Source organism: Bacillus sp. X1(2014), assembly GCF_007678255.1.
In genome coordinates this window covers 51,982-68,137 of sequence record NZ_VEED01000004.1, presented here as the reverse complement: position 1 = coordinate 68,137, position 16,156 = coordinate 51,982, and the positions used below count along the sequence as shown (strand labels likewise).

The window sequence follows — 16,156 nt, the reverse complement described above, 5'->3', positions numbered from 1 at the left end:
TCCATTACTCTTTGAGGAAAATCTGCAGATCGGATCGCCATTTACCAGTTCGAGGAGGATGCTTATGAGATTGATAACTTGGACTTTGGGCGTATTTAAAAAGAAACATAAGATTACAACCGTTCAGTATACCAATAATATGAAGCTTGTGCTTGGCAGCCTGTTAGGTGCGACCGCTGCCATCCTTCAATCAGCGGGTTTGATAGGTGGGATTGGTTATGCGTTTAGCATCATGACTACCGGACCGATTGTTCTTGCGATGGTTATTTCCATCCGAATCGGTCTGTTAACATACGGTGTTACTGCTTTGTTATTGATCATCCTGCAGCCTAGTGAAGTCCTGGTCTTCCTATTTACTACCGGTCTTCTCGGCATTGCCCTTGGGACAGGATTTAAACTGTATAAAACAGAATCAATGGTATCGGTATTGGGAGGAACCTTTCTTTCAGCAGGTATTCTTATCTTACTTTACATATTTAAATTCCCCGTTTTAGGACCTTCTGTTTCAAGCCGAGTAAGTGGTACAGTGGCAGCAGGCGTTTTCCTGTTTGGCCAGTTTTATAGCTGGATTTGGATGAATCTTAGCATGCTGGGAATGAGGCATTTAAATAAAGTCATGGTGAGAAAGTTTTTAGTAGAGAAAGATGAGTCCAGCTGAAGGTAAACAGGAAGATTAAAAATTGTCGACTAATAGGAGAGCACTTCCTCCAATCGCGAGAAAATAGCAATCCAGGTAAGTGTTTTTTGTATGCAAAACTATTTTTCCTGAATGTAATGGTAATAAAACCTTTTCTTTCCATGAAATGCTATAAAAATTGTGCTAATCTTAGATTAATACAGAAAGGAGTGAGTGGTTATGGTTATATCCATCCCAGAAATTACACTTAATGACGGGCTTTCGTTACCTGTTATCGGTTTGGGTACATATAAACTCAAGGGAGCTGATGGTGTTAATTCGATAGTAAGTGCGATTGATATTGGTTACAGATTAATAGACTCAGCATACAATTATGAAAACGAAGGCACGGTGGGAGAAGCTGTTAGATGCAGTTCTGTTCCTAGAGAAAAATTAAAAATTACATCGAAACTGCCAGGACGCTATCAAACCTATGACAAAGCCATTACAACTATTCAAGAATCGTTATATCGCGCAAAGGTAGATTATTATGATTTATATCTTATTCATTGGCCAAACCCAAAACAGGATCTATATGTGGAGTCCTGGCAGGCGTTAATAGACGCTAAAAAATGGGGGCTTATTCGTTCAATTGGGGTATGTAATTTTCTACCAGAACATATCGAGCGTTTAGAAAAAGAAACAGGTGTAAAACCTAGCGTTAACCAAATCGAATTACACCCATTTTTCAATCAAGGCCCACAGAGAAAATGGCATGAAGAAAATAATATTACAACGGAATCCTGGAGTCCATTAGCTCGAGCCAATCAAGTATTACAAAATGACACCATTAAACAAATTGCAGAACAACATAATATGTCCATTTCACAAATTATTTTACGTTGGCATTATCAACTTGGGGCCATTTCCATTCCTAAATCAGCTTCTCCTGATCGTCAGCTTGAAAATGTATCTATTTTTGATTTTTCACTTGATGAAACAGAAATGAGTATCATTTCCGGATTAACTCGCCCAGATGGTAGATTAAACAATCAGGATCCGGCAGTATACGAAGAATTTTAAACCGGTCCAAGTATTTAAACTGTAAAAGCATACAACTAAATTTTTCTAAAAATGATGCACATTTCTATTCCGTCAACATATAGTAACTTCTGTGAGAATTTGATTGGAAGGAAGAAATCACTATGAACAACAATGAATTAATAATAAAAACAACTAAAAATGCATTTAACGACGGAGGAACTGGATATAAAGTAATAGAAATAAAGGTAAATGATCCATCTGAAAATTTATTTGCTGTCGTAACTCCTATTAAAATGAAATAAATTTGAAGTGGGCACGACTAGATAAATCATTCTGCGGATAACCAACAATATCTCGAACTTATGGCCTCTTCTAATCAAGAGAGGCCATATTTAAATTTTGCTCTTTTCTGAAAGATTGATGCATCTTAAATGATTCGACTAGGTCTTTAGAACTACCAAATTTTACAGCTATCTTCCATTTGGCAGACATGATATATTTCTCTTGTAAGTTCTTAACGGACTTACGAGTAAACTTTCATTACAGAGAAGTACTCAAGAGGCTGAAGAGGCGCCCCTGCTAAGGGTGTAGGTCGGGTAACCGGCGCGAGGGTTCAAATCCCTTCTTCTCTGCCATTATATTATGGGGATGTTTTGGTATCGACAGGGATAGTTTGAGCTTATATTGCGAGTCGAGGGATTCGGCCTCGTTAAAACGATAAAGCCTATAACTGGCAAACAAAACAACAACTTCGCTTTCGCTGCCTAATAACAGACGATAGCGGTTCCTCCCTCCATCGTCCATGTGGTAGGGTAAGGGACTCAAATGAAGTGGACTACGCCGAATTCCACCGTCTGAGGATGAAGGAAGAGACGAACCAGACTAGCTGCTTCAACGCCTGTCAGTAGGCTAACGAAGTAAGTGAAATCAATTCTACTGACTACACTCGTAGATGTATAAGTGCCTATATCTTTGCACACGGGTTCAACTCCCGTCATTTCCACTAAAATTAAAAAAATATCTTGAAAAAACTTCATTATCCGATTATTATGTAAATATTACTTAAGTATTATGCCGGTTTAGCTCAATTGGTAGAGCAACTGACTTGTAATCAGTAGGTTGGGGGTTCAAGTCCTCTAGCCGGCACCATAGTTTTTTGCGCTAGCAAAATAACTTATTTTTCCGCAGTAGCTCAGTGGTAGAGCTATCGGCTGTTAACCGATCGGTCGTAGGTTCGAGTCCTACCTGCGGAGTTTAGTCCAACAAAGACACTAGGAAACTGGTCAGGGCGGGAACGCAGCAGCCATAACTATTGAAATTGTGTGGGCTATTACATAGCTCTCTACAAACTTACTTTCAAAAACTAATATCTAACATATCAATCACCATCCATATTTGTGGATGGTGATTTTATTATTAGTAAACGAATAAAATTATCAATGAAAGAAAAAAAGCGCCAGTTAGACGCTTTGCAATGTTCTTAAGGAGTTAATGTATATCATTAAAGATTGTCTTAGACCGCAATGGCAAACATGGAGTCAAGGTAAATAAATTAATTAAATAATCATATATAGAAGGTGACAAAAATGGAAGCAATCGTCCTAGCTGCTGGATACTCCAGCCGTGCGAATGCATATAAAATGACGTTGCCACTCGGGCAAATGACTGTATTGGAGCAAACCCTTTCAAAATTTGAAGGAATATGCAGCAGAGCCATCGTCGTGGCTGGGTTCCAAGCGGAAATTATCAAAGAGGAAATTGTAAAAATCAGAAGTAAGAGTGTCTATTCATTTCAGGTCAAATTTGTTTATAATGAAAACTTTAACCAGGGAATGTTTACGTCTATACAAAAGGGCTGCAACGAAGTAAATGCCTCAACCTTCTTTATCGCACCCGGAGATTGTCCACTAGTAAAAAAAGAGACGGTTCAGTTACTTGTAGAACAAGAAGGGAATGTAGTTATTCCCAGCTTTAACTTTAAAGGTGGTCACCCTATAAAATTATCTAGTGAAGTGCAACAGAAAATTCTCGAAACCAATCCAGAAAGTAATTTGCGTGCGGTCCTGGGCGGTTTCGAAAAGAAATACATGAATGTAGATGATCCAGGAATATTAATGGATGTTGATACCCAGGAGGATTACCAAAAGGCCCTTGATTATTATGATAAAGCTTAATTAGAATCAGCAGGTTGCGTACTTTTATTGTATATGGCATAACCAAAAATACCAGATATCATGAGAACGGCACTAACGTTAAACATTCCTTGATATCCAAATAGAGAAGCAAAACCTCCGCCAAGCAAAGGACCAAATCCTTGCCCGATACTCGCTCCAATATAGAAAGTACTCGAAGCCACTCCTGTTCTTTGACTGCCTAATTTTCGAAGAGACTCTGCCTGCAGTGCAGGCTGTCCGATTCCCTGGCCCAATGCTTTAAAAATAGCAGCTAAAATGATCATCCATAGCGAATTGGCAAACCCTAATAACAATGATTCGATGCAGCCAAATAATAATGCAGGATACAAAATAAAAGAGAGTCCCTTTCGGTCATAAAGCTTTCCCGATACGGGTCTTATAAAAAGAAGAAACAATGCATTTACAGTGAAATAGATACCCACTCCATTTATATTCCGTTCATTTCCCAGTAAAACTAAAAAAGAGGTGACAAGCCCATTTCCTAATGAAAACAAGCCCCCTATTAAAGAAAGCGGCAGTATCTCAAATGCAATAATATCCTTTAGACCGATTCTCTTATTTTTAACTGTTTTATTTCCTTTGAATGTATGAGCCTTGGTTGAAACAAAAAACATACAAATCGATGCAGTAAAAAGCAATGCTGCTGCCATCATGAAGATTTTGGGGATTCCGAATTGACTTGCCGCTTCTATCCCTATTCCAGGACCAATAGCAATCGCTATAATCTGACTAATTCCAAAATAGCCAATCCCTTCTCCCATCCTGTTTCTAGGTATAAAATCAGATATCCAAGCAAGGTTGGAGGCAATGGCAATACTGAAACTGGCTCCATGCAAGATACGGAATAAAATCAGAAGTCCTATATTGGGTGATAGGCTGTAACCAATTGTCGCAATGCCATTGATGATAGTAGCAATGATCATGACATGTTTTTTATTGATCCGGTCTGTGAGAATTCCTCCAAATGGACCAATAACAAGCGCCGTAATCGCAAACAAACCAACGATCACACCTGACATCCCCAAGGATGCACCTAAATGAATAGAATATTTAGACAATAGAGGAGTAACAAGATTAAACGCCATATTACTGAGAATGTTGATACACAATATGAAAATATAATTAAAATTCCATAATTTAGAAACCCCTTGTGACTCCTTATAACTATTTAATTCCATTTAACATCTGTCCTTTAAGATTTTACGAGCTGGTCCCATTTTCAACCTCTTTACCCGTAACACCATCATCCATTTATTAAACCCATTTTTTATACGGTTACATTGATAATATTAGTATACTGTATAGTCAAAGTAATTTGAAAACATTTAAGAAGTTTCTGAAAAGGGGTTCGGTCTCATACCCATCAAGCTAAGAAAAATAAATACCCCAAAATGATAATTTTAAAAACTTATTTGCGGAATACAGCTCGGATTTTCATTTTGGGGGGTATAGGTGGTTGGAATGTGGCAGGGATCCAATGACAATAAAGTTAATCAAATATCCCTATTTCAATCAACCAGCAGGTTGGTTGAAATAATAGTACGAGACTTTCTCATACCTATACGTCTAAAGTCGTAGGAGATTTCAATAAATTTTATGAGGAAATAAAAGTTTTTTAATGTTAATTTAAAATTATAGTAAAGGAGGTTATAGGAGTAAAGGACTTAATGAAACGAATTTACAATCAAAAGAATTAGAAAGTTCCATTAAATTATATTCGAATCTAGAATTAATATTTGCTTTGAAATGTTCTAATAGTGCTTTTTTCTGGGTAGTAGAAGGAGAAAATTGGACAGGTATATGGGAAGGGCGAGAAAAAGTGCTAAAGCGAGTGCGATTAGTTTTTTCATTTTCATTGCGGTAGTCCTCCTATGTATGGCGTAAAATAGACATTTACGTTTGTCATGCTCCTATTATGGCAAAGCAATTTGTATTTTCCCTGTAGCCAACCTGTAGTTTGTCTGTAGCGGAGAAAATCAAAAAAGACCGGCAGGAATAACCCTGTCGGTCAAAGTGATAAAGCTTGGTTGCTAACATCAGGGATGCAGACGCCTCATAACAAAATGGCTGAGATAAAACAGATAGGCGAAATATAATACTACGCAAACAGTTACTACCAAGGCAAGTATATTTACAACCTTAACAGTCCTGTTTTTGAAAATCTTGAACAATAAAGCATAAATACCAATGCCGATTACCCCTCCAAGCGTATTGCCAAGTACATCAGTAATATCGCTTCTTCCCATTGCGAAAATGAATTGTATAGCTTCAAACGCCAATGTCAAAGCAACAATTGGAAGAACTTTCTTCATAAAAGGCCATTTGCTTTTTAGCATACAAATATATATACCTAAAGGGATAAAAATAAGTATATTATCTCTTATTTCTCTAAAATCAATAGTTCCTCTGTCATCGAAAGACCCCTGAAATGGAATCAGATTGATTACTCGTATCCCGTCTGATATTTCAGAAGAAAAAAACGGTAATTTGAAGAGAATGACGCCTGTCAACAGCAGCATATATACTACAAACAATGCAATTGTAAGTTTATTTCGGTTTTCTGATTTCATTATTTTTTCTCCTTGTGTTATTTATGTCTTTCGCAAATCCATCCAAAATAGAACGCCATCCGGAACGTTTTGCAAAGCATATTCAATGTTCATTGCTTCCAACGTTTTCCGCACGATGGTCAAGCCTAAACCGCTGCGCCCACTTTTCCGACCTCGCACTTTATCCATACGGTAGAATGGGTCAAATAACTTAGGCAGAACTGTATCGTCTATCCTTGCATCTGTGTTTAGTATACAAAGGCGATATTGTTTAGCCGCAGGCTCGCTCCATATCCTAATTTCACCGCCTGTAGGCGTATTCTGTACTGCGTTCAAAAAGATATTGGAAAGTGCTTTTTGAAGCATTTTAGAATCGACAAGGCAGTTTTGTCCGTCAGGAATGTCCATAACAATGCACTGACCGTTTGCTTCAGCTAATATCTGAAAGTCCGGCAGTATGTCAGCCACTATTTGTCTGACATTCAGTTTTTCAGAAGCCTGAGAGATTTTCCCATCGCTCAGGTTGACAATCTCCAGTATCTCGGAAATCACATCGTCCTGCGCGTCCATCATCTTCACGCATTCGCGCAGGTATTTGGGATGGTCTTTGTAATCACCTACATTTTCGAGCATACCCTCCAGCAAGATACTTGTTGCCGCGATAGGCGTTTTTAGCTCATGTGAAGCCGCCGTAAAGAAATATCGCTGTGCTTCCTCCATTTCCCTTACCCGCAGGATTTCATTTTCTAACCGGGAAATGGTATCTTTCAACTTATCGTACATAGAGTGAATGTCACGCGACAAATCGCCTAATTCATCCCGGCGTATAGGCAGGCTTTGCGGTACATCTTCAAGCCTTGTCATTTTCCCGGCGTCATCCGCCAGTCGCTTGATGGGGTTGGTTATCTGCCGTGCAAAAACATACGCGCAAACAAGGCAGAGGGCGAGTATAATGGCAAACGCGACCAATGCCCGCACAATTATTTCATTGTAAAAGGCAGTTAAGCCCGGTCTGGTCTGGGCGACGACAGAATAGCCGAGGGCTTTATCATTATGCACCACATAGTAAAAGTCACCATTGAAATTATCCGAGGTATCAGCACCGGGCGTAGCGTAAATCACGCCGCCATTATCATCTATAATGCAAAACTCAAATGATTGGTTGTTGTCACGAAACCTTTGCGCTGCTGCGGGAATATCGTTATAATCACTATTTTTTACTCTATTGACCAAAGGCTGATAGGACACTAATATTTGTTCCCTTTCAACTGCTCTGTAAAGTGTTAAGAATTGACCTGAAAACAATGCGGCAGTTACGAAAACAATCAACAGCATAGCAACTATCGTATAGGCAAAAATCTTAATAAATATCCCATTCTTTTTCATGAAGTTTCCTCCAATCGGTAGCCCACTCCACGTACTGTTTTGATGATATTATCCGGTAGCTTCGCCCGTAGGTTTTTAATGTGAGTATGCACGGTGCTGCCATCACCGTCAAAATCGTAGCCCCACACGCGGGACAAAATAACTTCATGAGATAGTGTTCTGCCATTGTTTTGCACCAGTAGCATTAAGATTTCAAACTCTTTAAGAGTCAAAAGTAATTCTTCGTCGTCATAAAAAACCTTGAAATCTTCCGGCAAAAGTGTCAGCTTGCCATAGTGAAGTTCCTTTGCCACCGCACCGCTGCGACGGAGCAGCGCCTCCACACGTTTCAGCAATAGCTGAATCTTGAACGGCTTAGTCACATAATCGTCCGCTTCCGCATCAAACGCTCTGATTTGATTCTCATCATCGGAAAGAGCGGTCATCATCAGAACCGGCGTATTATTCAGCTTACGGAACTCGCTTAAAAGCTCATGACCGTTCATTCCCGGCAGCAAGATGTCAAGAATGACAAGCTGATAGGTGTTATCATAAAACTTGGTATGCGCTTCATCCCCGTTAAAACAGGCATCCACCTTATATCCCGCTCCAGATAAAAAGACTTTTACTGTATTGCAAATATGCTCATCGTCCTCGACAAGCAGTATTCGTATATCCATAAATGTATACCTCCGTAAAAAGGATAACAAAGCAATCTGTATTTTCCCTGTAGTTTTAAGATTTATTTCGTTCGGATTTCGTTCGTCCATCAACAGGTTTTACGGCATCCTCTGGAATAGCCCATGTCCAGCCGAGCCGATATGCACCTATAATCCTGTCCTGCTTACATAAAAGCTATATCCGACGATCTGAGGCTGTCACCAAAACTTATTACCAAAAACAAAGTGCCATTGATTAGTGGTTAATATCTTTTTGGTAATGGCATAAGCGAACACATTACAATCATTTTTATAGTTTTGACTGCTTACTTTACAAAATTTCCGAAATGTTGGTGGTACGCCTTCAAATAATTCTTCAATTTCTTTTTTGTTTATTAGAACTTCCCTCCTATTTATTCAAATCTACGAATTCATTTTACATCACTTTTAACTTTATTTTTTGTGTGGTGAAAATTAACAAAATAACAATAAGAGATTTACTTTTGTTTTTAAATGACTTTATTATCAATATACAACCCCCACCATTAAAATAAGGGTCAAAACCTTTGTCTATAAACACGAATTCATTGTCACTATTCATATTTGGGGTCCTACCAGGGTTCGGTCTAAATTCGACGATTTTCAATCAAAAAAATGAAGCATCATAAATTCTTGAATGAAATGATCATAAAATATGATTCTCATTTATAAAATCATAGGAAGAGGTTTCTATTAATAAAGTGTCCCCCTTTAAAAAAAAGAGTCGAAGGGTGTTGTTGGAATGAACTTAAAAGACATAAGCATCTCAGTGCCCAAAAAGGACCATAGTGGTAAAGTATCGGGCCAGTTGCCCTATATAAGTGACGTAAAAGTGGAAAATATGGTTTATGGGGTTTTGTACCGGTCACCTATTGCTTATGGCAAGATCAAATCCATTCAGTTGCCGAAACTACCGGAAGGATATGAGGCGGTTGGAGCAGAGCATATTCCAGGACCAAATTATGTAAAAATCATCAAAGAAGATCAGCCTATTTTTGCGAATGAATGGGTCAACTATATTGGTGAGCCGATTCTGATGCTCGTTGGAATAGACCTTCAAATCCTGTATGGTTTGTTAAATGAAATAAAGGTCGATTTTGAAGAACATCAGCCTATTTATACATTGGACGAAGCGATCCAACAAAAATCTACAACAGGTGTAAATATGGCAAGCTATGAATTCGGAGAAAGCTTAGAGAACATTTCGGCGATTGAACAAGGAGCCCACAAAATAATCGAAGAGGAATATGAAACGGGTTATCAGGAGCATGTATACCTTGAGCCACAAGGAATGCTCGCCATATATAAGGATGATGAAATTGAAGTCCAGGGTTCAATGCAGTGTCTTTATTATATAAAAAATGCCTTACTAAGCGCTTTAGCCTGTGGTGACGATGAAGTCAGAGTAGTCCAAAGCCCGACTGGCGGAGGTTTTGGCGGCAAAGAAGATTTTCCTTCAATGATGGCATGTCATGTAGCGGTTGCTGCAAAGGCAGTCAAAAAGTCGGTGATGCTTGTATTTGATCGTTCTGAGGATATGGTAGTTACAACGAAAAGGCATCCTGCTAAACTCAAATATCGAACGGCTATAGATAAGGAAGGAAATATCTTAAGCCTTTGTGTGGATATTTATTTGGATGGCGGAGCGAATGTGGGTTTGAGTTCTGTCGTGCTGCAGCGTGCCTTAATAAACAGTGCCGGTGTTTATAAGATTCCGCATTTTCATGCAAAAGGTTATGTCTTAAAAACCAATACGGTTCCGAACGGTGCCTTCAGAGGCTTTGGTGCTCCTCAAAGCTTTGCCGGAATCGAAAGTCATATGGGACATCTTAGTAAACTGGCAAACATCGAACCACTTGAATATAAACGAAAATACCTCGTCAAACAAGGAGACCCCACCATCACCAAAGGTATATTCCGCGATCCAATATTAGTAGAAGATATGATTGACGACCTGCTCAACCAGTCTGGATACCAAAAGAAGAAAGAAGAGTTTCAGCAATACAATCAACAAAATCAACGTTATAAAAAAGGCATTGGAACTTCGCTTTTCCTCCATGGCTGTGGATTTACAGGCAGTGGCGAACGTGACCATATTAAAGCAACGGTGAAACTGTTTAAATCTAAGGACGGAAAGGTATCACTAAAAATCTCAAATTCTGATATGGGACAAGGCATTTTGACGACACTTTCTAAAATTGTCGCCAAAGAACTAGACCTTCCGTACGAAGAAGTTTTGTACCCGTATCCCGATACAAAAGAGGTTCCCGACTCCGGTCCGACCGTAGCCTCGAGGACGACGATGATTGTTGGAAAATTGCTTGAACGTGCCGCAAAAAAACTGAAGGACCAATGGCAAATAGGGGTGGAACAGGAAGTAGTGGAGCATTATGTTCATCGAGAAATGATCCCTTGGAACGAAAAAACCTTCACTGGAGATGCTTACCCCGCTTATTCATGGGGTGTGAATATCGTTGAATTGGAAGTGGATACGTTAACAGGAAATGTAAAGCTAGAAAAAGTATACGGCAATTATGAAGTGGGGAAGGTCATCGATGACCGGATTATGAAAGGCCAAATTGACGGTGGTCTGGCTCAAGGGTTAGCGTACGGTTATTTAGAAAAGATGACCTCAAAGCAAGGCAGAATCCAACAAAAGAGCATATCCGATTATGGACCGCCGACTTCATTGGATGTCGTTCCAATTGTCAGCAAGGTCTTTGATAACCCCTATGCTGATGGTCCATACGGAGCAAAGGGTGCGGGTGAATTGACGTTAATCGGCGGTGCTCCAGCCGTCCAAGCGGCAATCGAGGATGCACTAAAAGCTTCTTTTCAGCAAATTCCGATTACACCTGAAGTTATTATTGAGAGTCTTTGGAGGAAAGAAGGTGAAGAGCTTGATTAAATTTACTCTAAATGGAAAAGCCGTAGAAACCGACGCCCCTGCTACAGTTAGATTACTAGATTTAATAAGAGAAGAGTTTGAGTTAATCGGAACAAAGGAAGGCTGTGGAGAAGGCGAGTGCGGAGCCTGCAGTGTGTTTGTGAATAACCTCCTGCAAAACAGCTGCCTAATTCCTATTGGCTCGATTGATGGAGCGGATATTCAAACGATTGAGGGGATACTGGATTCGGAACAATTTAAGATACTAGATGAGAGCTATTCCAGTGCCGGGGGAGTGCAATGCGGCTATTGCATTCCAGGGATGATTATGGCGAGTGCCGCGTTGTTATCTAAAAACCCTCATCCTTCCGAGGCTGAAATACGTGAAGGGATTTCTGGAAACCTGTGTCGATGTACGGGCTACAATATGATTGTTGATGCGATCAATCAGGCGGCTAAAAAAGGTGACGGCTTATGGTAGAGAAAATAACTACGTATCGCTTTGAACGGTTAGACAAAACGTTGAGCCAATTGAATAGTGAAGACTGTGTAATCATGGCCGGAGGGACCGATGTCATGGTTCTTCACAAAAGTGGTAGGGGAGTACCTCTGAAATTCTCAAAACCGCTAGTTTTTATTGATCACCTTTCCGAATTAAAGCAGGTGTATCAAAATCAAAACGATCTTCACATCGGGGCTTGCTGTACCTATAGTGAACTACTTGAACATCCGCTCATTCCACTGCCAATAAAGAATGCTATTAAAACCATTGCTGCCCCTGCAATAAGAAACCGAGGAACACTAGGCGGTAATATTTGCAACGCCTCTCCGGCTGGTGACACCCTGCCATTATTATATGTATACAATGCCAAACTTTTGTTGCGCTCCGTTAATGGTGATCGAGTAGTGGCTATTAGCGATTTTATTCAAGGTCCAAGGCGGGTAGTGCGGCATCAAAATGAGATTTTAGCTGAAATTATCTTGCCGTCCGTCTTAGAAGAAGGTGCTCATGTTGTTTTTGAGAAAGTCGGCAACCGCAATGCAGATGCCATTGCCAAAGTAGGGTTTGCAGGATATATCCGGATCAATGAAGGTCAAATCGATGATGTGCGCTTTTCTTTCGGAGCGGTCGGACCTACGATGGTTCGTTCCATGGATATTGAAAAAACGCTGATTGGAAAAAACATACCATTAGCCGATGCAGACATCGCTCAGGTTGTGGCAGCCTTCGAGAAGATTATTCGGCCAATCGACGATCAACGTTCCACAGCTTTATACAGAAAAACTGTTGCATTAAATCTTTTACGATATTTTCTTAGCATGAAGCAATATCAACCGAATTAATGTTAAAAAGAAGGGGGAGAGCTATTCATGCTTCTGATGGAAAAGGTGGCCATGCTGAACCGTCAAAACGAAAACTTTGCTCTAGCCGTAATCATTGAATCAAAGGGCTCAACTCCCCAGCATGTTGGAAAAATGATTGTTTACCGTGATGGTACGATTGAAGGCACTGTCGGAGGAGGCTTGGCTGAGCACTATATCATCGAAGAGAGTGTTAAGGCGATCCAAGATGGCAAATCAAAAATCGTTGAATACAAATTAAATAAACATGCAAAAGACGGAATTCAAATGAATTGTGGCGGGACGTTGCGAGTTTTTATTGAGGTCTATAAAAGCAGGCCAGAACTCGTTCTTTGCGGTGCCGGGCATTTAGGCAATGCTTTGGCAAAGCTGGCGGATTTCCTTGAAATCCCTTATTGCGTTGTCGATGATCGCGTTGGTTATTGTACGAAGGAACGCTTTCCTAATGCGACAAACCTTTATGTGAACGAGGAAATTGAAAAGGCCTTACTGGCAGCGGACCTAAATGAAAATTCATATGTGGTCATTGTGACAAAAGACGGAGATGATATCGTTTTAAAAACGGCACTGCAATTTCCGATTGCCTATGTTGGCATGGTCGCCAGTAAGCGCAAGGTCATCACAATTTATGAAAAATTAAAACGTGAAGGGGTCAGTGAAGAACTGTTGGAACAGGTTCATTCTCCCATCGGTTTACTCATCGGCTCGGAAACCACACAAGAAATAGCCATCAGTATTATCGGGGAAATCATCAAGGTAAGTAAGGAAAAAAAGATGACGAAAGTTAAACAATTGAATAGATAAGGCGTAATTTTGAGGTTTCGTTTAATGATTTGAGATAAAAGCATTTACCAGGAATCAAGTTCCAAGGTAAGTGTTTTTGCTGTAGACCTCCCTCCCCGTTTAAAAAGGGGAGGTTGTTTGGTTTCTTGTTGATTCTCATTTTGTTGGTGTAATCAGGTTGTTTCGTCCTCATTTTGAACTGCACCTAGTGGCTGATGCTCCTTTTTTTTAATGTGACAGGTACGCTATTATGGTATGATTTATTAAAAGTTATTTTAGAAAAACAGGTGGCGAACATAATGGGGAAAAACAAAATTTTAACAATATTAGAAAAAGAATTAGTGATTGCCCTTGGCTGCACAGAGCCGGTTGCAATTGCCTTGGCAGCAGCGACGGCTAAAAGTTATATAACGGGACAAATAGAAGAGATTAATGTAAAAGCTAGCGGAAATATTATTAAAAATGCCAAGTCTGTCGGGATTCCAGGGATGACTGCCAAAGGTCTTGATTTCGCTGCTGCACTTGGAGCAATGTCTGGAGATCCAAATCAACAGTTAGAAGTTTTAAACGGGCTTTCAATCGAGGATGAACGAATGGCGATAAAACTCATTGAAGAGGGTAAAGTAACAGCCGGACAGGCAGATACACCGAAAAGACTATATATTGAAGTGATTGTTCGAACAGATAAGCAGCTTTCGAGAGCGATAATTTCTGATAATCATACGAATATCACCTTAATCGAAGTGGATGGTATAGCAGTGTACCGTGGTGGTTGTGAAAATATTGGGATTCAAACAGATGAAGAGGAATTAGAAGCGCTTACGATTAATGAAATCTATGAATGGGTACTTCAAGCAGACCTTACTGATTTAGGTCTTGTAAAAAAGAGTATTGAATTAAATCGAACGATTGGAATGGAAGGCCTTTCCGGAAATTATGGACTCAATGTCGGCAAAACAATTAAGGAAAATGTGAAAAAAGGAATCTTATCCGATGATTTAGCGACTTCGGCCATGTCTCTTGCAGCCGCTGGTTCAGATGCGAGAATGGCTGGTTCAATACTCCCGGTAATGGCGAATACAGGGAGTGGCAATCAGGGCATTGCGGTAACCCTTCCGGTTGTAGCAGCGGCAGAGAAGCTACAAGTATCTGAGGAAAGGATGATTCGAGCGGTTGCCCTTAGCCATCTCATAACCATTCATATTAAATCTAAATTTGGACGCCTTTCTGCTTTATGCGGTGTAACCGCTGCAGGAATGGGCGCAAGTGGGGCAATTGTTTATTTACTTGAGGGAGGTCTTCAGCAAATTAAGGCAGCGATACAAAACACGATCGGCAATGTTTCTGGTATGATTTGTGACGGGGCCAAGGCAGGATGTGCTATGAAAGTCTCAACTTGTTCGAATGTCGCTGTTCAATCAGCGCTCCTTGCACTAAACCATCAAGAAATCCAATCGACGGATGGTTTTATCCATGATGATGTTGAAAAGAGTATTGAAAGCTTTTGTAAGCTAGGAAATGAAGGAACAAGGCAAACCGATGAACTCATTTTAAAATTAATGCTGGAAAAATAAATATATTAAACATAATAAATTAAAACTAGAAAAAAACACTCCTTGTATCGTATTAGATATCTATATGATACAAGGGGTGTTTTTCGTAACGTTAATTTAACGTATTCCAGTGTAATAAACTCTAGATCGTCTTTAACTTACCTTATCTAAAGAAACAGAAAATTAGTAACAATAAATTTTCTCATTAAATCATATAATGTCTTTATATAATTTTATCGATTTTCTGCTAATTTTGATAAAAAAGAAGGTGGACAACCAATGAAAGTTGAACCTTTTTTATGTGCTGCCCCTCATAAAAGTGTAAGTGAAGATTCAATTGTATTAAATGAAAAGATAAATGTGTATGGGGTTTTTGATGGGGCAACTCCATTAATGCCATTCAAAGATGAAAACGGAATGAATGGCGCATATTTAGCATCAAATATATTTAAAGATTATTTCTTTAGACTCTACCGAAATAAACTTTCATTAGTTGAAGGAATCATGGCTGCTAATAGAATGTTGGAAGCACACATGGAAAAAAACAAGGTGAATCAGGAAAAATATGAAAATCTTTGGTCAACATGTGCAGCAATAATAAAGATTGAAAATGACGGAAAGATTTCTTATGCTCAGCTTGGTGATTGTATGATCATTGCTGAGTATCAAAACGGAACCATAAAAGCCTTAACAAGAGATACGGTAAAAGATATAAATTATAGAGCAAAGTCATGGCGTGAGGAACAAAGAAAGCAAGGAGTTAAAATTCAAGATGAGGAGTATTATCAGGATTTTACTCAACAGCTGATCTTTAATCGTTCATTAGCTAATAAGGAGTATGGTTATACTGTAGCTAATGGAAAAAAAGAAGTTTTAAATTTTATTCAGCATGGTCAAGTAAATAGCAGTGGAATCAAAACATTATTATTGATAACAGATGGCCTTTTTCATCCAAACTATTCAATTGAAGAAACATTTAGAATGATACAGACAATCGGTTTACAAGTATATTCTATGGAATTAGAACAATATGAGAAAAGGAATAACCTTCTTTCAGATGATAAGACGGGGATCATGATTAAGCTTATGTGATGAGGAGAGGTC

14 protein-coding genes, 3 tRNA genes and 2 other RNA genes are annotated in these 16,156 nt (G+C 39.3%); 15 read left to right on the top strand and 4 right to left on the bottom strand.

The features are described 5' to 3' along the window. Positions 1-64 precede the first annotated feature (64 nt). The 9 genes from FS608_RS10100 (at position 65) to FS608_RS10065 (ending at position 3,834) form a co-directional block, all read left to right on the top strand. Positions 65-658 carry a hypothetical protein gene (locus FS608_RS10100; RefSeq protein ID WP_144549556.1) on the top strand — a complete coding sequence of 198 codons (594 nt, stop codon included), beginning with the start codon at positions 65-67 and terminating at the stop codon, positions 656-658. Between the two features lie 198 nt (positions 659-856). After that, positions 857-1,699, top strand: coding sequence for an aldo/keto reductase (locus FS608_RS10095; protein ID WP_144549554.1), 843 nt, complete (start codon positions 857-859; stop codon positions 1,697-1,699). Between the two features lie 122 nt (positions 1,700-1,821). Continuing rightward, positions 1,822-1,962 (top strand): hypothetical protein, encoded by a 141-nt coding sequence (locus tag FS608_RS30165; RefSeq protein WP_186328672.1) that lies wholly within the window; start codon positions 1,822-1,824, stop codon positions 1,960-1,962. A gap of 242 nt (positions 1,963-2,204) precedes the next feature. After that, positions 2,205-2,295 (top strand) — tRNA-Ser (locus FS608_RS10090). Between the two features lie 9 nt (positions 2,296-2,304). Beyond that, positions 2,305-2,666, top strand: a transfer-messenger RNA (tmRNA) gene (ssrA, locus tag FS608_RS10085). A 67-nt stretch (positions 2,667-2,733) separates the two neighbouring features. After that, positions 2,734-2,809 (top strand) — tRNA-Thr (locus tag FS608_RS10080). Between the two features lie 32 nt (positions 2,810-2,841). Continuing rightward, a tRNA-Asn gene (locus FS608_RS10075) sits at positions 2,842-2,913 on the top strand. Beyond that, positions 2,913-2,996, top strand: an RNA gene (ffs, locus tag FS608_RS10070) — signal recognition particle sRNA small type. The genes FS608_RS10075 and ffs overlap by 1 nt, the downstream gene beginning before the upstream one ends. A 250-nt stretch (positions 2,997-3,246) precedes the next feature. Then, on the top strand, positions 3,247-3,834 hold the full coding sequence (locus FS608_RS10065) for a nucleotidyltransferase family protein (protein ID WP_144549552.1): 588 nt from the start codon (positions 3,247-3,249) through the stop codon (positions 3,832-3,834). Here the strand turns inward: FS608_RS10065 and FS608_RS10060 are convergent. The 4 genes from FS608_RS10060 to FS608_RS10045 all read right to left on the bottom strand — a co-directional run bounded on the left by FS608_RS10060 (position 3,831) and on the right by FS608_RS10045 (position 8,449). Beyond that, a complete protein-coding gene (locus tag FS608_RS10060) occupies positions 3,831-5,033 on the bottom strand; it encodes an MFS transporter (protein WP_144549550.1) in 1,203 nt (400 codons plus the stop codon). The two genes, FS608_RS10065 and FS608_RS10060, sit on opposite strands and share 4 nt — an antisense overlap. Before the next feature lie 858 nt (positions 5,034-5,891). Further along, positions 5,892-6,425, bottom strand: a complete 534-nt coding sequence (locus FS608_RS10055; RefSeq protein WP_144549548.1) for a VanZ family protein — start codon at positions 6,423-6,425, stop codon at positions 5,892-5,894. 21 nt (positions 6,426-6,446) lie between these two features. Continuing rightward, the gene (locus FS608_RS10050) at positions 6,447-7,790 is read right to left on the bottom strand and encodes a sensor histidine kinase (RefSeq protein ID WP_144549546.1); all 1,344 of its coding nucleotides are present in this window, start codon (positions 7,788-7,790) and stop codon (positions 6,447-6,449) included. Next, complete coding sequence (locus tag FS608_RS10045) at positions 7,787-8,449, bottom strand: response regulator transcription factor (protein WP_144549544.1); 663 nt, start codon at positions 8,447-8,449, stop codon at positions 7,787-7,789. Before FS608_RS10045 ends, FS608_RS10050 begins: the two co-directional genes overlap by 4 nt. A gap of 760 nt (positions 8,450-9,209) precedes the next feature. Here FS608_RS10045 and FS608_RS10035 point away from each other — a divergent pair. The 6 genes from FS608_RS10035 (at position 9,210) to FS608_RS10010 (ending at position 16,144) form a co-directional block, all read left to right on the top strand. Beyond that, on the top strand, positions 9,210-11,375 hold the full coding sequence (locus tag FS608_RS10035) for a xanthine dehydrogenase family protein molybdopterin-binding subunit (protein ID WP_144549541.1): 2,166 nt from the start codon (positions 9,210-9,212) through the stop codon (positions 11,373-11,375). Next, positions 11,359-11,835, top strand: a complete 477-nt coding sequence (locus FS608_RS10030) for a (2Fe-2S)-binding protein (RefSeq protein WP_260871636.1) — start codon at positions 11,359-11,361, stop codon at positions 11,833-11,835. Before FS608_RS10035 ends, FS608_RS10030 begins: the two co-directional genes overlap by 17 nt. After that, a complete protein-coding gene (locus tag FS608_RS10025) occupies positions 11,829-12,698 on the top strand; it encodes an FAD binding domain-containing protein (RefSeq protein ID WP_144549539.1) in 870 nt (289 codons plus the stop codon). Before FS608_RS10030 ends, FS608_RS10025 begins: the two co-directional genes overlap by 7 nt. A gap of 27 nt (positions 12,699-12,725) precedes the next feature. After that, the gene (locus FS608_RS10020; protein ID WP_144549537.1) at positions 12,726-13,520 is read left to right on the top strand and encodes an XdhC family protein; all 795 of its coding nucleotides are present in this window, start codon (positions 12,726-12,728) and stop codon (positions 13,518-13,520) included. A gap of 278 nt (positions 13,521-13,798) precedes the next feature. Further along, complete coding sequence (locus FS608_RS10015) at positions 13,799-15,073, top strand: L-cysteine desulfidase family protein (RefSeq protein WP_144549535.1); 1,275 nt, start codon at positions 13,799-13,801, stop codon at positions 15,071-15,073. 258 nt (positions 15,074-15,331) lie between these two features. Then, positions 15,332-16,144, top strand: coding sequence for a protein phosphatase 2C domain-containing protein (locus tag FS608_RS10010; protein ID WP_144549533.1), 813 nt, complete (start codon positions 15,332-15,334; stop codon positions 16,142-16,144). Positions 16,145-16,156 lie beyond the last annotated feature (12 nt).